The sequence below is a fragment of the Leifsonia williamsii genome (assembly GCF_030433685.1).
GTDB classification, from domain to species: domain Bacteria; phylum Actinomycetota; class Actinomycetes; order Actinomycetales; family Microbacteriaceae; genus Leifsonia; species Leifsonia williamsii.
Genome location: NZ_JAROCF010000001.1, coordinates 2,928,788 through 2,952,171, shown reverse-complemented (window position 1 = coordinate 2,952,171; position 23,384 = coordinate 2,928,788). Strand labels below are relative to the sequence as shown.

The 23,384-nt window shown below is 71.2% G+C and carries 18 protein-coding genes; 8 read left to right on the top strand and 10 right to left on the bottom strand.

All coding sequences use genetic code 11. The features are described 5' to 3' along the window. The first annotated feature begins 9 nt into the window (after positions 1-9). The 3 genes from P5G50_RS13920 to dxs all read left to right on the top strand — a co-directional run bounded on the left by P5G50_RS13920 (position 10) and on the right by dxs (position 7,375). A complete protein-coding gene (locus P5G50_RS13920) occupies positions 10-2,400 on the top strand; it encodes an HAD-IC family P-type ATPase (RefSeq protein ID WP_301208256.1) in 2,391 nt (796 codons plus the stop codon). A gap of 140 nt (positions 2,401-2,540) precedes the next feature. Next, positions 2,541-5,354, top strand: a complete 2,814-nt coding sequence (acnA, locus tag P5G50_RS13915) for an aconitate hydratase AcnA (RefSeq protein WP_301208257.1) — start codon at positions 2,541-2,543, stop codon at positions 5,352-5,354. A gap of 83 nt (positions 5,355-5,437) precedes the next feature. Then, positions 5,438-7,375, top strand: a complete 1,938-nt coding sequence (dxs, locus tag P5G50_RS13910) for a 1-deoxy-D-xylulose-5-phosphate synthase (RefSeq protein ID WP_301208258.1) — start codon at positions 5,438-5,440, stop codon at positions 7,373-7,375. A 32-nt stretch (positions 7,376-7,407) separates the two neighbouring features. Here dxs and P5G50_RS13905 read toward each other — a convergent pair whose 3' ends face one another. Both P5G50_RS13905 and P5G50_RS13900 read right to left on the bottom strand, forming a co-directional pair. Further along, positions 7,408-7,857 (bottom strand): DUF1931 family protein, encoded by a 450-nt coding sequence (locus tag P5G50_RS13905; RefSeq protein ID WP_301208259.1) that lies wholly within the window; start codon positions 7,855-7,857, stop codon positions 7,408-7,410. Between the two features lie 69 nt (positions 7,858-7,926). Continuing rightward, positions 7,927-8,460, bottom strand: coding sequence for a dihydrofolate reductase family protein (locus P5G50_RS13900; protein ID WP_301208260.1), 534 nt, complete (start codon positions 8,458-8,460; stop codon positions 7,927-7,929). Positions 8,461-8,528: 68 nt separating this feature from the next. On the opposite strand from P5G50_RS13900, the gene P5G50_RS13895 reads away from it, so the two are divergent. Further along, positions 8,529-9,509 carry an aldo/keto reductase gene (locus P5G50_RS13895; RefSeq protein WP_301208261.1) on the top strand — a complete coding sequence of 327 codons (981 nt, stop codon included), beginning with the start codon at positions 8,529-8,531 and terminating at the stop codon, positions 9,507-9,509. Between the two features lie 90 nt (positions 9,510-9,599). Here the strand turns inward: P5G50_RS13895 and P5G50_RS13890 are convergent, their stop codons facing one another. Further along, positions 9,600-12,593 carry a glycoside hydrolase family 2 TIM barrel-domain containing protein gene (locus P5G50_RS13890; RefSeq protein WP_435870889.1) on the bottom strand — a complete coding sequence of 998 codons (2,994 nt, stop codon included), beginning with the start codon at positions 12,591-12,593 and terminating at the stop codon, positions 9,600-9,602. Positions 12,594-12,672: 79 nt separating this feature from the next. Here P5G50_RS13890 and P5G50_RS13885 point away from each other — a divergent pair, with 79 nt between their 5' ends. Further along, on the top strand, positions 12,673-13,287 hold the full coding sequence (locus tag P5G50_RS13885; protein WP_301208262.1) for a TetR/AcrR family transcriptional regulator: 615 nt from the start codon (positions 12,673-12,675) through the stop codon (positions 13,285-13,287). Between the two features lie 97 nt (positions 13,288-13,384). On the opposite strand, the gene P5G50_RS13880 is transcribed toward P5G50_RS13885, so the two are convergent. From P5G50_RS13880 to P5G50_RS13865, 4 genes are all read right to left on the bottom strand, one after another. Then, on the bottom strand, positions 13,385-15,523 hold the full coding sequence (locus P5G50_RS13880) for a 3-hydroxyacyl-CoA dehydrogenase NAD-binding domain-containing protein (protein ID WP_301208263.1): 2,139 nt from the start codon (positions 15,521-15,523) through the stop codon (positions 13,385-13,387). Positions 15,524-15,533: 10 nt separating this feature from the next. Then, positions 15,534-16,745, bottom strand: coding sequence for a thiolase family protein (locus tag P5G50_RS13875; protein WP_301208264.1), 1,212 nt, complete (start codon positions 16,743-16,745; stop codon positions 15,534-15,536). A 70-nt stretch (positions 16,746-16,815) separates the two neighbouring features. Beyond that, positions 16,816-18,015, bottom strand: a complete 1,200-nt coding sequence (locus tag P5G50_RS13870) for an HRDC domain-containing protein (RefSeq protein ID WP_301208265.1) — start codon at positions 18,013-18,015, stop codon at positions 16,816-16,818. Continuing rightward, positions 18,008-18,604 carry a DUF3000 domain-containing protein gene (locus P5G50_RS13865; RefSeq protein ID WP_301208266.1) on the bottom strand — a complete coding sequence of 199 codons (597 nt, stop codon included), beginning with the start codon at positions 18,602-18,604 and terminating at the stop codon, positions 18,008-18,010. Before P5G50_RS13865 ends, P5G50_RS13870 begins: the two co-directional genes overlap by 8 nt. A gap of 101 nt (positions 18,605-18,705) precedes the next feature. Between P5G50_RS13865 and P5G50_RS13860 the strand changes: the two genes are divergently transcribed. Next, positions 18,706-19,890, top strand: a complete 1,185-nt coding sequence (locus tag P5G50_RS13860) for an alpha/beta hydrolase family protein (RefSeq protein ID WP_301208267.1) — start codon at positions 18,706-18,708, stop codon at positions 19,888-19,890. An 18-nt stretch (positions 19,891-19,908) separates the two neighbouring features. On the opposite strand, the gene zapE is transcribed toward P5G50_RS13860, so the two are convergent. Next, positions 19,909-20,964 (bottom strand): cell division protein ZapE, encoded by a 1,056-nt coding sequence (gene zapE, locus P5G50_RS13855; protein ID WP_301208268.1) that lies wholly within the window; start codon positions 20,962-20,964, stop codon positions 19,909-19,911. A 131-nt stretch (positions 20,965-21,095) separates the two neighbouring features. Here zapE and P5G50_RS13850 point away from each other — a divergent pair, with 131 nt between their 5' ends. Next, positions 21,096-21,995: a sulfurtransferase gene (locus P5G50_RS13850; protein ID WP_301208269.1), complete on the top strand. Its 900-nt coding sequence runs from the start codon at positions 21,096-21,098 to the stop codon at positions 21,993-21,995. A gap of 31 nt (positions 21,996-22,026) precedes the next feature. After that, on the top strand, positions 22,027-22,464 hold the full coding sequence (locus P5G50_RS13845) for a SufE family protein (RefSeq protein WP_301208270.1): 438 nt from the start codon (positions 22,027-22,029) through the stop codon (positions 22,462-22,464). Positions 22,465-22,474: 10 nt separating this feature from the next. Here P5G50_RS13845 and P5G50_RS13840 read toward each other — a convergent pair whose 3' ends face one another. Beyond that, complete coding sequence (locus tag P5G50_RS13840; protein ID WP_301208271.1) at positions 22,475-22,867, bottom strand: PIN domain-containing protein; 393 nt, start codon at positions 22,865-22,867, stop codon at positions 22,475-22,477. Then, positions 22,864-23,136: a type II toxin-antitoxin system Phd/YefM family antitoxin gene (locus tag P5G50_RS13835; protein ID WP_301208272.1), complete on the bottom strand. Its 273-nt coding sequence runs from the start codon at positions 23,134-23,136 to the stop codon at positions 22,864-22,866. Before P5G50_RS13835 ends, P5G50_RS13840 begins: the two co-directional genes overlap by 4 nt. Between the last annotated feature and the right edge of the window lie 248 nt (positions 23,137-23,384).

Genomic DNA, 23,384 nt, shown 5'->3' with positions numbered 1-23,384 from the left:
GTAACGGGGATGCTCGACGCGCGCATGAGAGAGGGGCTCGCCGGCGCGCAGGTGGCCGAGCGGCGCGCCGACGGACGGGTGAACGCGCAACGCCGGCCGACGTCGCGGTCGCTCGCGGACATCCTCCGCGAGAACATCTTCACGCTGTTCAACGGCATCCTCACCGCGTGCTTCGTCGCCGTCGTGCTGCTGGGCGACCTGCGCGACGGCTTCTTCTTCGGCGTCGTGGTGGTCAACGCGCTGATCGGCATCGTGCAGGAGGTGCGCGCCAAGCTCGTCCTCGACCGCGCCGCGCTGCTCGCCGCCCCCGAGAGCCGCGTGCGGCGCGACGGTGAGGTCGTGACCGTGGCGCTGGACGACGTGGTGCTCGACGACCTGCTCGTGCTGCGCCCGGGGGATCAGCTGCCGGCCGATGCTGAGGTGCTCGAGAGCACCGGTCTCGCGGTGGACGAGTCGCTGCTCACCGGTGAGTCGGAGCCGATCTTCGCCGACGAGGGCTCGCGGCTGCTCTCCGGCTCCCACGTCGTCGCGGGCACCGGGTACGCGCTTGTCACGGCGGTCGGCGCCGACTCGTACGCCGGCCGGCTGACGGGCGAGATCCGGCGGCACTCGCTCGTCCGGTCGGAGCTGCGGGAGGCGACCAACCGCATCCTCGTCTACCTCTCCTGGGTGCTCGGCCCGCTGATCCTGCTGACGCTGATCGGCCGCGTGCTGGCGTACGGCGGCTTCTCGGAGCTGTTCGTGGACGAGCGGTGGCGGCGGGCGCTGCTCGACGCGGTCGCCGCCGTGGTCGGCATGATCCCGGAGGGGCTCGTGCTGCTCACGAGCCTGGCGTTCGGGGTGGCGGCCATCCAGCTCGCCGCCCGCAAGGTGCTGGTGCAGGAGCTGGCGGCGGTGGAGGTGCTCGCGCGCGTCGACGTGCTGTGCCTCGACAAGACCGGCACGCTGACGACCGGTGAGCTGGTGCTGGAGCGGACGGAGACGCTCGACGGCCCGGTGCCGGAGGAGCACGCCCACCTCGCGCTCGCCGCGTTCGGCTCGGACGACGCCGGCAACGCGACGGCGGGCATCCTGAGCAGCCGCTTCCGCGCGGAGGGCTACCGCGTGCTGCGCCGGGTGCCGTTCAGCTCGGCCACGAAGTACAGCGGCGTGATGATCGAGTCGGACGGCGCCGGCGGTGCGCCGGTGCAGAGCGCTTGGGTGCTGGGCGCGCCGGAGCGCGTGCTCGCCGACCACCCGGCCGCGGCCTCCCGTGCGGCCGAGATCGCGGCGACCGGCCGTCGCACGCTCGCGCTCGCCCGCACGGTCGACCCCCTGCCCGAGGGAGCGCACGTGCCGCTCACGGGCGTCCGCATGGAGCCGGCGTGCCTGGTGGTGCTGGGGGAGACCCTGCGCGCGGAGGCGCCGGCAACGCTCGGCTACTTCGGCGAGGAGTCGGTGCGCGTGGTGGTGATGTCGGGCGACAACCCGCTCACGGTCGCGGCCATCGCACAGGAGCTGGGCCTCCAGGGGGAGGCGGTGGACGCCTCCACGCTGACCACCGACGAGGAGCTCGCGCGGGCGCTGGAGACCGCCAGCGTCTTCGGCCGGGTGTCGCCGCAGCAGAAGCGGGCCGCGGTCGGCATGCTGCAGCAGCAGGGGCGCACGGTCGCGATGACCGGTGACGGCGTCAACGACGCGATGGCCGTGAAGGACGCCGACCTCGGCATCGCCATGGGGTCCGCGACGGCCGCGACGAAGGCGGTGTCGCGGCTGGTGCTGCTGGACGACCGGTTCGACCGCCTCCCGAACGTGCTCGCCTCCGGGCGCCGGGTGATCGCGAACGTCGAGCGGGTGTCGAACATCTTCCTGGCGAAGACCGTGTACGGCATCCTGCTCGCCCTGGTGAGCGCGATCGTGCTGTGGCCGTTCCCGTTCCTGCCGCGGCAGCTCACGCTGGTGTCGACGCTCGCCATCGGCATCCCCTCCTTCTTCCTGGCGCTCGCGCCCAACCGGCGCATCTACACGCCGGGCGTGCTGCATCGGGTGCTGCGTTACTCGATCCCCACCGGCATCATCGCCGGGCTGACCGCGGTCGTGGCGTACATCCCGCTGTACCGGTCGGTGCCGCTGCACGAGGCGCGCAGCGTCACGACGGTCGCCCTGTTCGTGGTGTCGCTGTGGATTCTCGCGGTGCTGACGCGCCCGCTCACCGGCGCCCGCGTCGGCCTGCTGGGCGCGGTCGCCGCGGCGTTCGTGCTGGTGTGCGTCATCCCGTTCACCGCCTCGTTCTTCGAGATGCACGTGACGCTGTCGTGGGAGCTGGCCTGGGGCGTGCTCGTCGGCGTCGCCGGCGCGGCAGGGGTGGAGGCGTTCTACCGGTTCGCCAAGCGGCGCGCCCTGGTGTTCGACCGCCTCTGACCGTGGTAGTTTTATCTTGACGTCAAGATAAATTTCGGCCAGCAGGACTTAGGCTTGCCTTGCTGGAAACACGCTTCGACGGACGACGAAGATGAACAAGGCGTGCGTGAACATCGCCTGCCGATGAAGGAGAGGGCATCGTGTCTGCTGTGAACTCATTCGGGGCCAAGAGGACCCTGACGGTCGGGTCGAAGGACTACACGATCTTCGGGATCGACACCGTCGACGGCTACCAGAAGCTCCCGTTCAGCCTCAAGGTGCTGCTCGAGAACCTGCTCCGCACGGAGGACGGCGCGAACATCACCGCCGATCACATCCGCGCCCTCGGCGGCTGGGACCCGGCGGCCGAGCCGAACACCGAGATCCAGTTCACGCCCGCCCGCGTGATCATGCAGGACTTCACCGGTGTTCCGTGCATCGTCGACCTCGCCACCATGCGCGAGGCCGTGTCGGCGCTCGGCGGCGACCCCAAGCGGATCAACCCGCTCGCGCCGGCCGAGATGGTCATCGACCACTCCGTCATCGCCGACCTCTTCGGCCAGCCGGACGCGCTCGAGCGCAACACCGACATCGAGTACGAGCGCAACGGCGAGCGGTACCAGTTCCTGCGCTGGGGCCAGACGGCCTTCGACGACTTCAAGGTCGTCCCGCCGGGCACCGGCATCGTGCACCAGGTCAACATCGAGTACCTGGCCCGCGTCACCATGACCCGCGAGGTCGGCGGCGAGCTCCTCGCCTACCCGGACACCTGCGTCGGCACCGACTCCCACACCACGATGGTCAACGGACTCGGCGTGCTCGGCTGGGGCGTCGGCGGCATCGAGGCCGAGGCGGCCATGCTGGGCCAGCCCGTGTCGATGCTCATCCCCAAGGTCGTCGGCTTCAAGCTCACCGGCGCCATCCCGACCGGTGTGACGGCGACCGACGTGGTGCTCACCATCACGCAGATGCTGCGCAAGCACGGCGTGGTCGGCAAGTTCGTGGAGTTCTACGGCGCCGGTGTGGCGGAGGTCCCGCTCGCCAACCGCGCCACCATCGGCAACATGAGCCCCGAGTTCGGCTCGACGGCCGCCATGTTCCCGATCGACGACGTCACCCTCGACTACCTGCGCCTCACCGGCCGCAGCGAGGAGCAGGTGAAGCTCGTCGAGGAGTACTCGAAGGCGCAGAGCCTGTGGCACGACCCGGCGAACGAGCCGGTCTTCTCCGAGTACCTCGAGCTCGACCTGTCGACGGTCGTCCCGTCGATCGCCGGCCCGAAGCGCCCGCAGGACCGCATCGAGCTGAGCGTCGCGAAGGAGCAGTTCGAGAAGGACCTCGTCGACTACGCCGACATCTCGCACGACCTGGTCGACCTGACCATCTCGGAGTCGTTCCCGGCGTCCGACCCCGGCGAGCTCCAGCCCGAGGACGACCACAGCACGCACGTGCACACGCACCACAGCCACGCACCGAAGGCGGCCTCCAACCCGACCCCGGTCACGCTGAAGGACAAGGGCGAGGACTTCGTCCTCGACCACGGCGCCGTCGCGATCGCGGCCATCACCTCCTGCACCAACACCTCCAACCCGTCGGTCATGCTCGCCGCGGGGCTCCTCGCCCGCAACGCGGCGAAGAAGGGCCTCAAGGCCAAGCCGTGGGTCAAGACCACGCTCGCCCCCGGCTCCAAAGTCGTCACCGACTACTACGAGAAGGCCGGCCTCACGCAGGACCTCGAGGCGCTCGGCTTCTACACGGTCGGCTACGGCTGCACCACCTGCATCGGCAACTCGGGCCCGCTGCTCGACGAGATCTCCGAGGCGGTCAACCAGAACGACCTCGCCGTCACCGCGGTGCTCTCGGGCAACCGCAACTTCGAGGGCCGCATCAACCCCGACGTGAAGATGAACTACCTGGCGAGCCCGCCGCTGGTCATCGCGTACGCCCTCGCCGGCTCGATGAACTTCGACTTCGAGGTCGACGCGCTCGGCAAGGACTCCGACGGCAACGACGTCTTCCTCAAGGACATCTGGCCCGACGCCGCCGAGGTGCAGCAGACCATCGACTCGTCGATCAACGAGGGCATGTTCACCACGCAGTACGCCTCGGTCTTCGAGGGCGACGAGCGCTGGAAGTCGCTCGCCACGCCGACCGGCTCGGTGTTCGAGTGGGACGAGCAGTCGACCTACGTGCGCAAGCCCCCGTACTTCGACGGCATGACGCTCGAGACCACGCCGGTCACCGACATCCAGGGCGCGCGCGTCCTGGCCAAGCTGGGCGACTCGGTCACCACCGACCACATCTCGCCCGCCGGCTCCATCAAGGCGGACAGCCCGGCCGGCCGCTACCTGACCGAGCACGGCATCGACCGCAAGGACTTCAACTCCTACGGCTCGCGCCGCGGCAACCACGAGGTCATGATCCGCGGCACGTTCGCGAACATCCGCCTCAAGAACCAGCTCCTGGACGGCGTGGAGGGTGGCTACACCCGCGACTTCACCCAGCCGGACGGCCCGCAGGCGTTCATCTACGACGCGTCGCAGAACTACCAGGCGCAGGGCACCCCGCTCGTGATCTTCGGAGGCAAGGAGTACGGCTCCGGCTCGTCGCGCGACTGGGCGGCCAAGGGCACCAGCCTCCTCGGCGTCCGCGCCGTCATCACCGAGAGCTTCGAGCGCATCCACCGCTCCAACCTCATTGGCATGGGCGTCGTCCCGCTGCAGTTCCCGGCCGGTGAGACCGTGGAGTCGCTGGGCCTCGACGGCACGGAGGTCGTGTCGATCACGGGCCTCGAGGAGCTGAACGAGGGCCGCACGCCCAAGACCGTGCACGTGGTCGCCGAGCCGAGCGAGCACTCGCCCGCCGGCAAGCAGACCATCGAGTTCGACGCGGTCGTCCGCATCGACACGCCCGGTGAGGCGGACTACTACCGCAACGGCGGCATCCTGCAGTACGTGCTGCGGAGCCTGGTCTGAGCGATCGGCCGCACCGCACGAGGAGGCTCGGAATCGACAGGTTCCGAGCCTCCTCGGATTCCGGCGAGCCTACACTCGAACGTATGAGCATCCTCGAGACCATCCACGGGCCGCGCGACCTCGACCGGCTCACGGAGCGGGAGCTCGAGCGGCTGGCAGCGGAGGTGCGCGCGTTCCTCGTGGCGAACGTCGCGAAGACCGGCGGTCACCTGGGACCGAACCTCGGCGTGGTGGAGACGACGATCGCCATCCACCGCGTCTTCGACTCCCCGCGCGACGCCGTCGTGTTCGACACCGGGCACCAGTCGTACGTGCACAAGCTGCTGACCGGGCGCCAGGACTTCTCGCAGCTGCGGCAGAAGGGCGGCCTCGCCGGCTACCCGCAGCGCTCCGAGTCGGAGCACGACATCGTCGAGAGCTCGCACGCCTCCTCGTCGCTGTCGTGGGCGGACGGCATCTCGCGCGCGTTCGAGATGACGGGGCAGAACGACCGGCACGTCGTGGCCGTGGTGGGCGACGGCGCCCTCACCGGCGGGATGACGTGGGAGGCGCTCAACAACATCACCGACGACAACAACCGCCGGCTGATTATCGTCGTCAACGACAACGGCCGCTCCTACGCGCCCACGATCGGCGGCATGGCGCGGTTCCTCAACACCGTCCGCACCCGGCGCGGCTACCGCAGCCTGTACCTGACGAGCCGCCGCGCGTTCGACAAGCTCGGCACCCCGGGTCGCTCGTTCTACCGGGGTGTGCGCGGCGGCCTCCACGGCTTCCTCAGCCGGTTCTCGAACAACGAGGCGCTGTACTCGAACCTCGACATCAAGTACATCGGGCCGGTGCACGGCCACGACATCGAGGCGATGGAGGAGGCTCTGCGCCAGGCGAAGAACTACGGCGCGCCCGTCATCGTGCACGCCATCACGCAGAAGGGCCGCGGCTACGAGCCCGCCCTGCGCGACGTGGCCGACCAGTTCCACGCCGTCGGGCAGATCGACCCGGAGACGGGGGAGCCGGTGAGCAGCTCCTCCAAGCCGAGCTGGACCGGCGTCTTCGCCGACGAGATCGTCGCCCTGGCGGAGAAGAACCCGAAGCTCGTCGGGATCACGGCCGCGATGCTGCGGCCGACCGGTCTGCACAAGTTCGCCGAGCGGTTCCCGGACCGCGTGCACGACGTGGGCATCGCCGAGCAGCACGCGGTTACGAGCGCCGCCGGACTCGCGTACGGCGGCCTCCACCCGGTCGTCGCGATCTACGCCACGTTCATGAACCGCGCCTTCGACCAGGTGCTGATGGATGTGGGCCTGCACAAGGCGGGCGTGACGTTCGTGCTCGACCGCGCCGGTGTCACCGGCCCCGACGGGCCCAGCCATCACGGCATCTGGGATCTCGCCATCCTGCAGGTCGTGCCGAACATCCGGCTCGCGGCGCCGCGCGACGGGACCCGGTTCCGGGAGGAGCTGGGGGAGGCCGTGCAGGTCGACGACGCTCCGACCGTGCTGCGCTTCCCGAAGGGCAACGTGCAGCCCGACATCGACGCGGTCCGGCGGCTCGAGGACGGCGTGGACGTGCTGCGCGAGGGCGACTCGAAGGACGTGCTGCTGGTCACGGTCGGCCCGATGGCCGAACTGGGGCTGAAGGTCGCCGACCGGCTCGCCGCGCAGGGCATCGGCGCCACGGTGGTCGACCCGCGCTGGGTCGTTCCCGTGCCCCGCAGCATCCTCGACCTCGCCGCGGAGCACCGCATCGTCGTGACGCTGGAGGACGGCATCCGCGTCGGCGGCATCGGCACCCGCGTGCGCCAGGATCTCCGCGAGGCCGGCATCGACACGGCTGTGGACGAGCTGGGGCTGCCCGACGCCTTCATCGACCACGCCACCCGCGAGGAGATCCTCGAGGAGGCCGGTCTCACGCCGCAGAAGATCGCGCGCGACCTGGTGGCCCAGGTGCTCGGCAGCCGCGTGCCCATCGCGCGCCCGCTGCCCGAGGAGGAGCTGAGCCGGCGCAACCTGGACGCGTGAGGGGCCGCGCCCGGCCGCCCGCGCACCGGCCGCTAGAGCAGCTGGTCGAAGATCCGGGTGACGCGGTCCCAGTGGGTCGCCTGCGGGGTCTTCAGCTTCTCGTCCACGATGCGGAAGCTGCGGACGAGGGCGACGCCGATTCCGCCGACGATGCCGGGGAGCAGCGCCTGCGTCTCCTCGGCGAGCGGGAGGTCGAGGGGCGTGCCGCGGCTGACGACCTCGAGCACGGCGTCCCGCGACACCGTCTCGCCGAGCGTGGTGAAGGCGTCGATCGACTCCTGCAGGCCCTCGGTGATGGGGAGGTCCTGCGGCTGCACCGCGTCATGGCCGTTGGCGGCGGCGTTCTCGACCGCGCGCAGCAGCAGGTCCTGGAGCTTGCCGCTGAGGAAGTCGTCGAACCTCCGGAAGTCGTTCTTGTCGACGTCGAGGTTCGCCGCCCGGTGGAAGAACCACTCGAAGCCGCTCAGACCGAACAGGTGCATGGGCGAACGGTACCGCCTCCACCGTCGGCGACGGCAGGGGGGATGTGCGGCGCGCGCCCGTGCGCGCGGTCAGGCGAACCGGTACACGTGCTCCACGGCGCCGCTCGGGAAGGTCATCGTGCTGGAGAGCACGAGCGGTCGGCTCGCGCCCGAGACGGGCAGCAGCGGCTTGCCGGAGCCGACCAGCACCGGCACGTAGGTGACGTGCAGCTCGTCGATCAGCCCGCGGTCGGCGAACTGCCCGGCGAGCGCGCCGCCGCCGACCAGCCACACGTCGCGGTCGCCGGCCGCCTCCCGCACCTCGGCGTCGAGCTGCTCGATGTCGCCGGAGAAGAAGGTGACGTCGGCGCCCTCGCGCACAGGCGGGCTGCCGTGCGTGACCACCCAGACCGGGAGCCCGGGGTAGGGCCACTCGCCCGGCTCGGCGACGATGAACTCGTAGGTGCGGGCGCCCATGACCAGCGCGCCGATGCCGGAGAGGAACGTCTGATAGTGCTCGTCGAACTCCTCGAAACCGAACTGCAGCAGCCAGTCGATGCGGTCGTCGGTGTCGGCGATGAAGCCGTCGATGGACGAGGCGACGTAGTACTTCGTGAGGGCCATGGGAGGACGCTAGCAGGAGGCTCCGACACTCTTGACCGCCGGCTCGGAGGCGGACGTAGGGTTGCCGTATGAAGACGATCACACTCGGTACGGAGAAGCTCGCCGTCTCGCGGCTCGGCCTGGGCTGCATGGGCATGTCGGCGTTCTACACGGGCGCGGGGCAGGACGAAGCGGGCTCGATCCGCACCATCCACCGCGCCATCGACCTCGGCGTCACCCTGTTCGACACGGCCGAGATCTACGGCCCGCACACCAACGAGGAGCTGGTGGGCCGCGCGCTCGCCGGCCACCGCGACGAGGTGGTCGTCGCCACCAAGTTCGGCATGCGGCCCGACCCCGACGACCCGCAGCGCCGCGTCCTCGACGGCTCGCCCGAGAACGTGCGCCGATCAGTGGAGGGGTCGCTGCGCCGGTTGAACACCGACCGCATCGACCTGTATTACCAGCACCGCATGGACCCGGGTACGCCCATCGAGGAGACCGTCGGCGCCCTCGCCGAGCTGGTGAAGGAGGGCAAGATCCTCCACTACGGCCTGTCGGAGGCCGCTGCCGCGACGATCCGCCGGGCCAACGCGGTGCACCCGGTCACGGCCATCCAGAGCGAGTACTCGCTGTGGACGCGCGACCCCGAGGCGGAGGTGCTGCCGACCGTCCGGGAGCTGGGCATCGGCTTCGTGCCGTACTCGCCGCTGGGCCGCGGGTTCCTGACCGGCTCGATCCGCTCGATCGACCAGCTGTCGGACGACGACTTCCGCCGCTTCAACCCGCGGTTCGAGGGCGACAACCTCGAGGCGAACATCCGCATCGTGGAGCAGGTCGACGAGGTCGCCCGGCAGGTCGGCGCGACGCCGGGCCAGGTGGCGCTCGCGTGGCTGCTCGCGAAGGGCGACGACATCGCGCCCATCCCGGGCACCACGAAGGTCGCGAACCTGGAGCAGAACGTCGCCGCCGACGCGCTCGAGCTCAGCCCCGAGCAGATCGAGCAGCTCGACGACGTGGCGACGCCGGTGGGCGACCGCTACCCGGACATGTCGTCCGTGAACCGCTGATCGTCACGGCCCCGGCGCTGCCGCAGGAGGGTCCCGACACGCCGCGCGCTGAAGCGCGGAACGGCGTGTCGGGACCCTCCTGTCCTGCAGCTAGGCGCGGAGGCGCATCCTGAGTGTCCGTGCCTCCGGACGCAGCGCGTGCTCCAGCCAGACGTCGGGGCCGCAGGCGGCCGAGCCGACACCGTGCTGCCCGGCGTCGACGATGAGGTGCGTGGTGGTCGAGGCGGGAAGCTCGTGCGGGTGGCCCGCGGCGGCGATCTGCTGCGGGGTGTGGCGGCTCAGGGTGAAGCCGGGGAGGCGGCCGCGGCCGTCCGGCAGGAAGTCCCAGCGCAGGTCCGCGCCGTCGGGCCCGCCGAGCGCGAGGCTCCGCACCTCCGACCGGTGGCCGGTCTCCTGCGGGCGCGCATACTCCACCGACAGCTCGTCGACCGTCGCCGTGTAGCGGCCGACCTGCGCGGCGCGGAGGCTGTCGGGGTACGACTCCAGCGGGCCCAACCCGAACCACTCCACACCGGAGACGGCCGGCCCCCGGTCGTCGTCGGGCAGCTCGAAGCGCACGCCGACGCGCGGCCACACCGACGGCCAGCCGGTCGACGGCTCGATCTCGACCCGCAGCTCCAGCTCTCCGTCGGAGAGCGTCCACACCTGCTCGACCGTGACGGAGGCCGTGGCGTTGGCCGCGGAGACCCGGGTGACGGTGCGCAGGGCGCCGGGAGCCTCCTCCACGCTGACGAGCCGGTGCACCAGCCGGTCGAGGCCCTGTGCCCGCCACAGCTGCGCGCTGGAGGTGCCGGGGATGCTCGCGTCGCTGCCCTCCGGGTTGCTGTAGCCGCCCTCGTCGTTGTCGGTGGGGGCGCGGAAGAGCTCGAGCAGCGGGCCGCTCACCACGCGCCCGCCGAGGCGGACGAGGCGGCCGCCGGCGAACTCAGCCGCTCCCAGCCTCAGGTCGCCTGCCGCGGGCTGCCACCCGCGCACCCGCGCCGGCGCCGGCGCCGGTGCTGCTGCGGACGCCGCACGCCCGGCGTCGAGCTGCGCCGTCGCCACGACGTGTCCGGCAGGCGCCCACGACGCGTCCTCCGCGAGCACCGCCTCCACGGTGAACCAGGTCTCGCCCGTCTCGGCGACCGGGAGGCCGGGCACGGGGACCGTCGCCGACGACCCGGCGGCGACCTCCGGCACCTCCAGCACGCCGTCGGCCACCGGGCGGCCGTCGTGCTCCACGCGCCAGACGAGCCGCAGATCGGCGGTGCTCGCGCTGTGGCGGTGGTTCGACACGACGAGCGCACCGCCGGCGAACGCGAACCGGACCGGCTGCACCACAGCCTTGAACTCGTGCAGGCCCGGCGTCGGGACGCCTGAGCTCAGCACCATGCCGTCCATCACGAAGCTGCCGTCGTGCACGACCTCGCCGAAGTCGCCGCCGTAGCCGTAGAACGGCGTGCCGTCGGCCGTGCGGGTCAGGAGGCCGTGGTCGCGCCACTCCCACACGAACCCGCCGTGCAGGCGCGGCAGCTCGTCGACCAGCGCCTCGTAGCGGTCCAGCGCACCGGGCCCGTTGCCCATCGCGTGGGCGTACTCGCACAGGAGGAAGGGCTTGGTGCGCTGGCGGGCGCCCTGCGCGGGCGAGCAGCCGAGCAGCGGGGCGAGCGAGCCGTCGGTGCCGATCTCGCGCGTCTCCAGCAGCGACGGGTACATGCGCGAGTACACGTCGGTGTACTCGCCGGTGTAGTCGCCCTCGTAGTGCACCGGTCGCTCGGGGTCCCGTGCGTGCACCCAGGCCGCCATCGCGGCGAGGTTGGAGCCGGTGCCCGCCTCGTTGCCGAGCGACCAGACGATGACGCTCGGGTGGTTCTTGTCGCGCTCGACCGTCCGCTCGATGCGATCGAGGTACGCGTCGCGCCAGCGGGCGTCGTCGCTCGGGTTGCCGGCCCAGTCGTGCATGCCGAAGCCGTGCGTCTCCAGGTCGCACTCGAGCACGACCCAGAGCCCCAGCTCGTCGGCCAGCTCCAGCAGCCGCGGGTGCGGGGGATAGTGGCTCGTGCGGATGGCGTTCACGTTGAAGCGCTTCATCAGCGCCAGGTCCTCGCGGGCGTGCGCCTCGTCGAAGACGCGACCGCGCTCCGGGTGCGTCTCGTGCCGGTTCATGCCGTGGAACACGACCCGCCGGCCGTTGACGAGCAGCCGATCGCCGCGGATCTCGACCGTCCGGAAGCCGATGCGCAGGGAGGCGGTCTCGCCGCGGGAGGCCACGGTCGCGTCGTACAGGCGCGGCGACTCCGCGCTCCACGGCTCGGCAGGGCCCACCTCGATGCGGGCGACGGCGGCGGGGGAGTCCCACACCGCCTCCACGCCGAGCTCGGGGATGCGCAGGGTCACCGGGAAGGCGGCCTCCTCGGCGACGATCTCGGGGTCCACCCAGCCCGTCTCCGCGTCCCACCCGGTGCGCAGCCAGACGTCGCCGAGCCCGTCGAGCGGCCGGGCCACCAGGGTCACGTCGCGGAAGATGCCGGGCAGCCACCACTGGTCCTGGTCCTCGAGGTAGCTGGCGGGCGACCACTGGTGCACGCGGACCGACAGGAGGTTCTCACCGGGCCGCACGAGTCCGGTCACGTCGAACTCCTGCGCGAGCCGGCTGCCGGTGGCGACGCCGACCTCCTCGCCGTTCAGCCAGACGCGGTACAGCGACTCGACGCCGTCGAAGCGCAGCGCGACCTGCGCCCCGGCCGGCCAGTCGGCGGGGAGGTCGAACCGGCGGCGGTAGTCGCCCGTCGGATTCTCGTCGGGCACGTGCGGCGGGTCCACCGGGAAGGGATACTGCACGTTCGTGTAGGCCGGGCGCCCGTACGCGCCGTCGCCCTGCAGCACCCAGTGGGCGGGAACCGGGAGGCGGTCCCAGCCGGTGTCGTCGAGGCCGGGCACGGCGACGTCGTCGGGGAGCGCGGCATGCGGCGAGTAGCGGAACGCCCACTCGCCGCTCAGCGAGAGCGTCGGCGCATCGGTGCGGAGCCAGGAGCGCGGCGCGAGACGGGCGCCGCGGCCCGGCGCGGTGTCGGCGAGGTAGGCGGGAGGAAGAATGGCGGTCACGGCTCTGTCACGGCTCCTTCGGCGTCGGATAGTGTCGACCGTAGCCGAAAACAGTTCGAGTGACCTAATTTGGAGGAGCGTGTCCGAGCACGACCCCGCGCCCGATCCCGCGTCGCCCCGCCGCCGCGGCCCCTACGCGAAGTCCGCCGCCCGTCGGCAGCACATCGTCGAGCAGGCGTACACCGTCTTCGCCAGCCGCGGCTACCACGCCGGCTCGCTGCGTGAGATCGCCGCCGCCGCCGGGGTGAGCCTCAGCAGCCTCCAGCACCACTTCTCGTCCAAGGAGGAGCTGCTGGTCGCCGTGCTCGCCCGGCGCGACGAATTGGGCGGAGGCTGGAGCGACTCCGCGGCCCGCCTCCCGTTCGCCGAGCACATCGTCGGCCAGGCGGAGGCCAACCGCCGCATCCCCGGCCTGATCGCCCTCTACGCCGTGCTGTCGGCGGAGGCGGTCACCGCCGGCCACCCCGGACGCGACTACTTCGTCGACCGCTACGACGGCCTCCGCGACGCCTACACCGCCGAGTTCACCGCGCTGCGCGAGGACGGTCACCTGCGCGACGGCGTCGACCCGGCGCTCGCCGCGGCCACGGTCATCGCCCTGTGGGAGGGCGTCGAGCTGCAGTGGCTCTACGCCCCCGACCGCATCGACGCCCCCGCCGCCCTGCGCGCCTACCTCGACCTCGTCCTGACCTAGCCCACGAGCCCGCAGCCCACCAGCACAGGAAAAATGCTCCCGATCGCGCTGATCGAGAGCATTTCTCCTGTGCTCGGCGGCCGGCGGGCCGACCCGGTTACTCCACGCCGCGGATCGGCGGGTGGTGGAACGTGTCGGCGAAGACGCGCTCGGACGCGCCGACCCGGTCGAGGTACGGCGTGATGCCGCCCATCTGGAACGGGAAGCCCGCACCGAGGATCATGCAGAGGTCGATGTCCTCCGGCGCCTCCACGACGTGGTCGTCCACGAGCATGCGGTGGATCTCGTCGGCGAGGCCGTCCTCGAGGCGGCGGAGGATGTCCTCCTTCGTCCACGGGTTCGTCCCGCCCGCCACGATCTTGGCCGCGCCCTTGTCGACGCCCTTGATCCTGCCCTTGCCGTCTTTCTCCAGCAGCGTGCCGTACTCGGCGAGCTTGTGGAGGTTCTCGCTGCGGTAGAACCGGTCGGGGAAGGCGGCGTGGTGCGTGTCGAGCACGTGCGCGCCGACCTTCAGGCCGACCAGGTCGAGCAGCTGGGAGGGCGGCATCGGCAGGCCCAGCGGGGCGATGGCCTCGTCCACGACCTCGAACGGCGTGCCGTCGTCGACAGCGTGCATCGCCTCGCCGAGGATCTTGGCGAGGATGCGGTTGACGACGAAGCCGGGGGTGTCGGCCGTGATGACCGCGTTCTTCTTGAGCGCAGCGGCCGTCACCATCGCCGTCGAGAGCGTCGCCTCGTCGGTGTGCGGCGTCTTCACGACCTCGATCAGCGGCATGACCGCGACCGGGGTGAAGAAGTGGAAGCCGACCAGCCGCTCCGGGTGCTTCAGCTTCGCCCCGATCTGCTCGACCGAGAGCGAGGAGGTGTTGGTCGCCAGCACGGCCTCGTCGGAGATGTGCTGCTCGACCTCCTCGAACACGTTCTGCTTGACCGTCAGCTCCTCGAACACGGCCTCGATCACCCAGTCGCAGTCGGCGAAGTCGGCCTTGTCCGTCGTGCCGGTCACGAGCGCGCGCAGGCGGTTCGCCTCGTCGGGCGAGATGCGGCCCTTCTCCTGCAGCTTGCCGATTTCGTCGTGGATGTACTGCACGCCCTTGTCGACGTGCGCCTGGTCGAGGTCGGTGATGACGACCGGCACCCGCAGGCGGCGCACGAACAGGAGGGCGAACTGGCTGGCCATGTAGCCGGCGCCGATGACACCGATCTTGGTGACCTTCTTCGCCAGCTTCTTGTCCGGGGCTCCTGCAGGGCGCTTGGCGCGCTTCTGCACCAGGTTGAAGGCGTAGATGCTGGCGTGGAACTGATCGCCGGAGATGAGCTCGGCGAGGGCGTCGTCCTCGAGCTCGAAGCCGGCGGCCCGGTCGTTGGACTTCGCGGCCTTCAGCAGGTCCAGTGCCTTGTAGGGCGACTTCGGGACGGTGCCGATCCGGCTCTCCAGCATCTTGCGGGCGATGCCGATGGCCGCGTCCCACTTGACCATCCGCTCGAGCTTGCCCGGGACATTCGGCCGCTTGACCTCGATCTCGCCGCCGAGCACCTTGTCGGCCCACTTCAGCGAGTCCTCGAGGAAGTTGGCGGAGTCGAAGATCGCGTCGGCGATCCCCATGTCGAACGCCTCCTGCGCCTTCAGCATCCGGTTCTGCTTGAGCGGGTTCTCGACGACGACCTTCAGCGCGTTCTCGATGCCGATCAGGTTCGGGAGGATGGTCGCGCCGCCCCAGCCCGGGATCAGGCCGAGGAACACCTCGGGCAGCGCGAAGCCGGCCACGTTGCGGTCGATGGTGCGGTAGTCGGCGTTGAGGCCGATCTCCACGCCGCCGCCGAGCGCCAGGCCGTTCGTGAAGACGAACGACGGGACGCCGAGGGACGCCTGCTTGCCGAGGACGTGGTGGCCCAGCTGGGGGAGCAGCTTGGCCGCTTCCCTGCTGGGGATGTCGCTGACCCGGCTGAGGTCGGCGCCGGCCGCCAGGATGAACGGCTTGCCCGTCACCGCGACCGCGTCGATCTCGCCGCGCTTCGCCCGTGCGGCGAGCTCGTCGAAGACGGTGCCGAGCTCGAGGAGGGTCGCCGGGCCGAGCGTGTTCGGGCGGGTGTGGTCGCGCCCGTTGTCGAGTGTCACCAGGGCGAGCGTCCGCCCGCTGGGGAGCGGCACGTCCTTCGTGAGGGCGTGCGTGACGACCTCGTCGTCCGAGAAGGCGAGCAGGGGGGTGAAGTCGATGGTGGTGTAATCCGTCACGTCGCTGTCCTCAGTTCGCCTTCCGCGCGGCGCGCTTGTCGAAGTTGGGGTTCTCCCAGATCACGGTGCCGCCCTGGCCGAGGCCGACGCACATCGCGGTGATGCCGTACCGCACCTCCGGGTGCTGCTCGAACTGGCGGGCGAGCTGGATCATCAGGCGGACGCCGCTCGCGGCCAGCGGGTGGCCGATCGCGATCGCGCCGCCCCACTTGTTGACCCGCGGGTCCTCGTCGTCGATGCCGAAGTGGTCGAGGAACGAGAGCACCTGGATGGCGAACGCCTCGTTCAGCTCGAACAGGCCGATGTCGTCGATCGTGAGGCCGGCCTTGCGCAGCGCCTTCTCGGTCGAGGGCACCGGGCCGATGCCCATGATCTCGGGCTCGACGCCGGCGAACGCGAAGCTCACCATGCGCATCTTCGGGGCGAGGCCGAGCTCCTTCACGGCGTCGTGGGAGGCGAGGAGGCTGGCCGTCGCGCCGTCCGTCAGCGGCGACGAGTTGCCGGCCGTGACGCGGCCGTGCGGGCGGAACGGCGTCTTGAGCGTCGCCAGCCCCTCCATCGTGGTCTCCGGGCGCATGCCCTCGTCCTGCGTGGCGAGGCCCCAGCCGCTCTCGGAGCGGATGGCGACCGGCACGAGGTCGGGCTGGATGTCGCCGCTGCCGTACGCGGCGGCGAGCTTCTGCTGGCTGCGCATCGCGAACCGGTCGGCGCGCTCCTTGGTGAGCGCGGGGAAGCGGTCGTGGATGCGCTCGGCCGTCATGCCCATGTTGAGCGCGTCCTCCGCGACCATCCGCTCGGACAGGAAGCGCGGGTTCGGGTCGGCCCCGAAGCCCATCGGGTGGCGGCCCATGTGCTCGACACCGCCCGCGATGACGAGGTCGTACGCGCCGAACGCGATGCCGGAACCGAGGGTCGTGACGCTCGTCATCGCCCCGGCGCACATCCGGTCGATCGCGAAGCCCGGCACGGACTTGGGCAGCCCGGCGAGCAGCGCCGCCGTGCGGCCGAGGGTCAGCCCCTGGTCGCCCTGCTGCGTCGTCGCGGCGATCGCCACGTCATCGATCCGGTCCTTGGGCACCTGGGGGTTCCGCTCGAGCAGACCGATGATCGCCTTCACGACCAGGTCGTCCGCCCGGGTGTTCCAGTACTGCCCTTTCTCGCCGGCCCGCCCGAACGGAGTACGGACTCCGTCGACGAACACGACTTCGGTCTTTTCGGCCACAGTGCCTCCCAATCAGGTCGCAACGATCCTAAGGAGGGGTCCGCCGGGGCGCGGAATCGTTTGGTCGTTCCTACGAATCCGGCTCGGACGTGTCGTCGGGGCTTTGCACGCTTCCCACAAACGCGTCGGCGATCGCCTGTGAGGTTGCCTCAATCTGCCAGGGCCGGGCGCCGTGCGCGGCGAGGGCGTCGCCGATGGTCGCCGGGGTGATCTCGGCGGGCGGCGTCCACGCGACGCGGCGCAGCGTCTCCGGCGTCAGCAGGTTCTCCAGCGGGATGCTGCGCTCCTCCGACAGCGTCGTCAGGGCCGTGCGGGCGGCCTTCAACCGGGCGTCGGCCTCCGGGTTGCGGTCGGCCCAGGCCCGGGGCGGCGGGAGGCTGTCGCCGTTCCCGCGCAGCACCGGCAGGTCGTCCGTCGTGCGGCCGGCCTCGATCGCGGCCCACCAGCGGTCGAGCTCGCTGCGGCTCGCGCGGCCGGTGAACTCGCGCAGCCCGGCCAGGGCGCGCTTGCTCTCAGGCATGGCCTTGGCGGCGGCCGTCAGCGACGCGTCGGGCACGAGCCTGCCCGGCGCGGTGTCGAGCTCGCGGGCCAGCGCGTCCCGGCTCAGCCACAGCTCGCGCGCGACCGCCAGGTTGCGCAGACCGCGGATCGAGTGGATGCCCGACAGCCTCCGCCACGGTTCGCTCCGCACGATCGTCAGCTCGCGAGTCAGCTCGTCGGCGAACTCCTCCCGCGCGATCTCTTCCTTGCCCGCCTCGTGCAGGAGGCCGGCGATCGCGTCACGCAGATCGGGCAGCAGCTCCACGTCGAGGGCGGCGTAGTTCAGCCACGGCTCCGGCAGCGGCCGGGTGGACCAGTCGGCCGCAGAGTGCTCCTTGGCCAGGTGGATGCCGAGCAGCTCCTCCACGACCGTCCCGAGCCCGACGCGCGGCATGCCGAGCAGGCGCGCCGCCAGCTCCGTGTCGAAGATCGTCGCCGGGTCGAGGCCGACCTCGCGCAGACAGGTCAGGTCCTGGGTCGCCGCGTGCAGCACCCACTCGTCGTCGTGGATGGCCTCGTCGAGCTCGTCGAACCTCCCGATCGCCGGCGGATCGAACAGAAACGTGCCGGACTCGCGCCGGAAGACCTGGATGAGGTACGCGCGCTGGGAGTAGCGGAACCCGCTGGCCCGCTCGGCGTCCACGGCGATCGGGCCGGTGCCCTGGGCGATGCGCTCGACGGCGTCGAGGTACTCCGCGCGGGAATCGATGACGTGGTGCAGCTCAGCCACGCGGCGACTTCCTCGACGTGAGCAGGCTGACGCCCTCTCCGGTCGGGGGCAGGCCCGCGAGCATGCACAGCAGCTCGCCCCAGCCCTCCACGTGCGCCGAGATGTCCGTCTCGAGCGGGCTCCACGACGCCCGCAGCTCGATCTGCGAGCCATCGCCCTGCCGGGCCAGCTCGCCGAACCCGGTGGAGATGATCTTGGTCGCCGTTCCACTCGCGGCGGTGTAGCGGGCGTGCCGGGCGTCGAGCGCGTCGACCAGCCACGACCACGTCACGTCGGCGAGGAACGGGTCGAGCCCGATGTCCGTCTCCAGCGGCGCCTGCGCGAAGCAGACCACGCGGAACGGGCCGCCCCACGCCTCCGGCTCCTCCGGGTCGTACAGCAGGATGAAGCGCCCGGTGCCCAGCTCGGAGTCGTCGCCGTGCCGGGCCGGCCGCACGTCGGCGGCCAGCGCCACCGCATGCGGCGCCAGCTGCCCCGGCGCCGGGATCTCGGTCACGACCAGCTCCGGACGGGCCTGTGCGGCCCGGACGGACGCGAGCGCCGCGGCGAACTCCCCGGGCACGTGCGGGGTGGAGGTTGGTGTCGGCACGCTACGAACACTAGAAGCCTTTGCGCGCTCGCGGGAGTAAGGCACGCCGCCTGAGGAAGTCCTGAGCGTCGCTCCACGGACGCCGCAGGTACGCTGGCGCCATGACGACGACCGGCTCCCGTCCCCGCATCGGCAAAGCACTCCTCACGACCGGTGCGGTCGGCGCGGGGCTGGTGGCGCTGACGGCGGCCGGGGCCGCGTACGTCGTGGCCCGCGTCGCCCGCACCGTGATCACGCCGGTGCGGCGGCGCCCGCTGAACCAGACCATCCGCGCGGTCGACCACGAGCTCGGCACCATCACCTTCGCCGACACCCCCGACGCGGCCATGCCGGGACGGTTCGGCGTCTGGTTCGACGGCGAGACCGGCTACGCCAAGGTCGGCGGCCTGCTCGCCACCGGCGGCGGCGAGGTCACGCGCGAGCTGCAGCGCGTCGAGTTCGGCGACCTGCGGCCCGGCCGCGCCCGCATCAGCGGCTACTACTACCTGGAGCCGGAGGAGCTCGGCCTCCCCGTCTCCAGCGTCACCGTGCCCAGCGAGCTGGGGGAGGCGCCCGCCTGGCTGTTCCCCGCGCCGGAGGGCGCCGACGACGGCCGCTGGGTCATCCAGGTGCACGGCTGGGGCGCGACCCGCCAGGAGGGTCTGCGCGCGGTCCGCGCCTTCCACGCCGCCGGCTACACCAGCCTCCTCGCCTCCTACCGCAACGACGGCGACGCCCCCGACAGCGCCGACCGCCGCTACGGCCTCGGCGGGACCGAGTGGCACGACGTCGACGCCGCCCTGCGGTACGCCGCCGCCAACGGCGCCCGCTCGATCGTGCTCATGGGCTGGTCGATGGGAGGCGCTGTCGTGCTGCAGACCATCACCCGCTCCACCGCGCTCGACCTCGTCCGCGGCGTCGTGCTGGAGTCGCCCGTGATCGACTGGATCGACACGCTCGAGTACCAGGCCAACCTGCTCCGCCTTCCCGACCCCATCGCCCAGGGCGCCATGCGGCTGATCGGCGCCACCTGGAGCGGGCCCATCACCGGGCAGGCCGCCGCCATCGACCTGGCCAGCATGAACTTCGTCTCGCGGGCGGCCGACCTCAGCCTCCCGACCCTGATCCTGCACAGCGACGACGACGGCTTCGTGCCCTCCACGGCCTCCCGCGCGCTCGCCGCGGCCCGCAGCGACATCGTGACGCTGGTGCCGTTCACGGTCGCGCTGCACACCAAGCTCTGGAACTACGACGAGCAGAAGTGGACGACGGCGATCACGGAGTGGCTCCGCGAGCACGTGGGGTGACGGGCGGGGGGACTGCCTCTACTCGTCGTGCGGCGGCAGCTCTCCCGCGGTCAGCGCGATCATGCGCGAGACCGAGCGGAGGTACTTCTTGCGGTAGCCGCCGCCCAGCATCTCCTCGTCGAAGACGTCGTTGAGGGCCACGCCGGTCTGCACGATCGGGATCTCGGCGTCGTAGACACGGTCGATGAAGGCGACGAGGCGCAGCGCCGCCATCTGGTCGTGGAGCACCGCGACGTCGCGCAGGCCGATCACGTCGACGCCGTCGAGCATCTTGATGTAGCGCGACGGGTGCACGGTGGCGAGGTGGGCGATCAGGCCATCGAAGGAGTCGTCGGTGGCGGCCTCGCCGCGGGAGGCGAGCGCCCCCAGCACGCGCTCGTACTCGCCGGCGTCGACCGTGATGGCGCTGCCGGTGGTGTCGCGGCGGCGGTAGTCGAGGCCGTCGATGCGGATGGTCTCGAAGTTGCTCGACAGCGACTGGATCTCGCGCAGGAAGTCGCTCGCGGCGAAGCGCCCCTCGCCCAGCGCGTTCGGCGGGGTGTTGCTGGTGGCGGCGATGCGGGTGCCGGAGGCGACGAGCTCGCCGAGCATCCTCGTCATCATCATCGTGTCGCCCGGGTCGTCGAGCTCGAACTCGTCGATGCAGATCAGCGTGGAGCCGCGCAGCAGGTCGACGGCGCCCGCGTAGCCGAGCGCGCCCACGAGGGCGGTGTACTCGATGAAGGTGCCGAAGTACTTCGGCCCGGGCGCCTCGTGCCAGAGCGCGGCCAGGAGGTGGGTCTTGCCGACGCCGAAGCCGCCGTCGAGGTAGACGCCGGGGCGCATCGCGTCGACCTTCTTGCGGCTGCGGCTGAACAGGCCGGCCGGGCGCTGCGGCTCCCACGCCTTCGCGAACAGCTTGAGGGTGGAGACGGCCTCCGCCTGCGACGGATAGTCGTGGTCGGGCCGGTACGACTCGAAGGTCGCGTGCTCGAACTGCGACGGTGGGACCAGGCTGGAGGCGATCTCGGCGCCCGTGATCTGGGGCGAGCGGTCCGCGAGGCGGGGGAGGGCTCCGGTCTGGTCGATCGTCATGGAGGAGGCTGCACCCTTTTGTGTCGAAGTGTGTGTCGAAGGCGGAGGCGGAAGGCTCGGTCGGCCGCGTAGCCTGATACTGCGTTCCTGCTGCCGCAGGGCTCCAGCCTAATCCGGAAGGATGCATCCGCATGCCCGTCGAGATCGATCCGTCGCCCGCCTTCGCCGACTACGCCCACCCGGAACGCCTGGTGAGCACGGAGTGGCTGGCCGCGCACCGGGGCGAGCCCGGGCTCGTGGTGGTGGAGTCCGATGAAGACGTGCTGCTGTACGAGACCGGCCACATCCCCGGCGCTGTGAAGATCGACTGGCACACCGACCTCAACGACCCGGTCGTGCGCGACTACGTCAGCGCGGAGCGGTTCGCCGAGCTGCTCGGCTCCAAGGGCATCGCGCGCGACACGACCGTCGTCATCTACGGCGACAAGAACAACTGGTGGGCGGCGTACGCGCTCTGGGTGTTCACCCTGTTCGGGCACGAGGACGTCCGCCTCCTCGACGGCGGCCGCGACAAGTGGATCGCGGAGGGGCGAGAGCTCACCCGCGATGCCTCCGCCGTGCAGCCGGTCGAGTACCCGGTGGTGGAGCGCGACGACTCCCGCGTGCGCGCGTTCAAGGAGGACGTGCTCGCCCACTTCGGGCAGCCCCTCATCGACGTCCGGTCGCCGGAGGAGTACAGCGGGGAGCGCACCGAGATCCCCGGGTACCCGACCGAGGGCGCGCTGCGCGCCGGCCACATCCCGTCCGCCGCCTCGGTGCCGTGGGCGCGGGCGGCCGCGCCGGACGCGACGTTCAAGCGCCGTGGCGAACTCGAGGACATCTACCTGGGCGAGGCCGGGCTGAAGCCGGGCGACGACGTGATCGCGTACTGCCGCATCGGCGAGCGGTCGAGCCACACCTGGTTCGTGCTGACCCACCTCCTCGGCTTCGAGAACGTCCGCAACTACGACGGCTCGTGGACGGAGTGGGGCTCGGCCGTGCGGGTGCCGATCGTCACCGGCAGCGAGCCCGGCGAGGTGCCCGCCCGCTGATGGCGTGGCGCGGGCGGGTTAGCCTGGAGGCATGACCGAACTGACCGGGACGCTCGCGGAGATCCGCGACGACTTCCAGGCGCTGGAGCAGCCCGACCGGCTGCAGCTGCTGCTGGAGTTCGCCGACGAGCTGCCGGAGCTGCCCGCCCGCTACGCCGACCACCCCGACCTGCTGGAGCGGGTGGAGGAGTGTCAGGCGCCGGTCTTCATCTTCGTGGAGGTCGACGCGGCCGGCATCGTGCACCTGTACGCGACGGCACCGCGGGAGGCGCCGACGACGCGCGGGTTCGCCTCCATCCTGGTGCAGGGCCTCGCCGGCCTCACGGCGGACGAGGTGCTGGCCGTCCCCGACGACTTCCCGCAGACCCTCGGCCTGACGCAGGCGGTGTCGCCGCTGCGCATCCGCGGCATGTCGGCGCTGCTCGGCCGGACGAAGCGGCAGGTGCGGGCGAAGGTCGTGGCTGCGTAGTCGGTGGCGGTCACGCCGGGATGACCCGGACCATCCGCTCCAGCCCGGCGAAGTCGTCCACGTTGTGCGTGACGATCGCCGCGTCGTGCGCGCGGGCCGTGGCGGCGATCATGAGGTCGGCCACGCGGCCGCGGGGCGTGCGGCCGGTGGCGTAGACGGCCTCCACGATGCGCCCGTAATACTGCGCCGCCACGTCGTCGAACGGAAGGCCGCGGCCGAAGGCACGGCGCAGCTCGAGCAGCCGGAGGCGGCGCTCGGCAGCCGTCGCACCGTCGAGACCCGGCCGTGCGACGCCCTGCTCGAGCTCTGCGTAGCTGATGGAGGACACCGCGAAGTCGCTGATCGCCACGGGCGCCTCGTAGCGGCCGCGGATCAGCACGTTCGTGTCGAGCAGCGCCCTCATGCCCAGGGGTCCCGGAGGTCGTCGTCGCGGCGCTGCTCCTGCAGCTCGGCCGCCCAGGTCGGCTCGACGGGCGCCGCCAGGAGCTCGCGCACCGCGTCGACGGGGACCCAGGCGGACTCGCGGTGGGGGACGACGTCGGCGATGGGGCGGCCGTGGTTGGTGATGGTGTAGGTCTCGCCCTCCTGCACGTCGCTCAGCATGCGCGTGGGGTTCTGGCGCAACTGGCCGACGGTGATGGAGCGTTCCTCTGGCGGGGTCATGAGCAGCATCCCTTCACGCTAGCGGGTCCTAGACAAATGTCTACACTGCATTCTGTCGCACGGCGGAGCCCTTAGACCGCATCCCGAACACTCAAAGCACCACGAAACACACTGTTTACACGCCCACACGACGCGTAACAGGCGTGAAACACAGGCGGCCTGCCACCGAAACCTCTCGCTATCAGACTGGCTCCACCCCGAACCCCCGCACCCGAGAGCGGCGGTCACCAGATCCGGGGGCACGCACAGAGAGGTAG

What these genes read in the sequence shown, in the direction of transcription:
- P5G50_RS13920 (WP_301208256.1), top strand. Translation starts at nt 10, where the DNA reads ATGCTCGACGCGCGCATGAGAGAGGGGCTCGCCGGCGCGCAGGTGGCC.
- dxs (WP_301208258.1), top strand. Translation starts at nt 5,438, where the DNA reads ATGAGCATCCTCGAGACCATCCACGGGCCGCGCGACCTCGACCGGCTC.
- P5G50_RS13905 (WP_301208259.1), bottom strand. Translation starts at nt 7,857, where the DNA reads ATGCACCTGTTCGGTCTGAGCGGCTTCGAGTGGTTCTTCCACCGGGCG.
- P5G50_RS13900 (WP_301208260.1), bottom strand. Translation starts at nt 8,460, where the DNA reads ATGGCCCTCACGAAGTACTACGTCGCCTCGTCCATCGACGGCTTCATC.
- P5G50_RS13895 (WP_301208261.1), top strand. Translation starts at nt 8,529, where the DNA reads ATGAAGACGATCACACTCGGTACGGAGAAGCTCGCCGTCTCGCGGCTC.
- P5G50_RS13860 (WP_301208267.1), top strand. Translation starts at nt 18,706, where the DNA reads ATGACGACGACCGGCTCCCGTCCCCGCATCGGCAAAGCACTCCTCACG.
- zapE (WP_301208268.1), bottom strand. Translation starts at nt 20,964, where the DNA reads ATGACGATCGACCAGACCGGAGCCCTCCCCCGCCTCGCGGACCGCTCG.
- P5G50_RS13850 (WP_301208269.1), top strand. Translation starts at nt 21,096, where the DNA reads ATGCCCGTCGAGATCGATCCGTCGCCCGCCTTCGCCGACTACGCCCAC.
- P5G50_RS13845 (WP_301208270.1), top strand. Translation starts at nt 22,027, where the DNA reads ATGACCGAACTGACCGGGACGCTCGCGGAGATCCGCGACGACTTCCAG.
- P5G50_RS13840 (WP_301208271.1), bottom strand. Translation starts at nt 22,867, where the DNA reads ATGAGGGCGCTGCTCGACACGAACGTGCTGATCCGCGGCCGCTACGAG.
- P5G50_RS13835 (WP_301208272.1), bottom strand. Translation starts at nt 23,136, where the DNA reads ATGCTGCTCATGACCCCGCCAGAGGAACGCTCCATCACCGTCGGCCAG.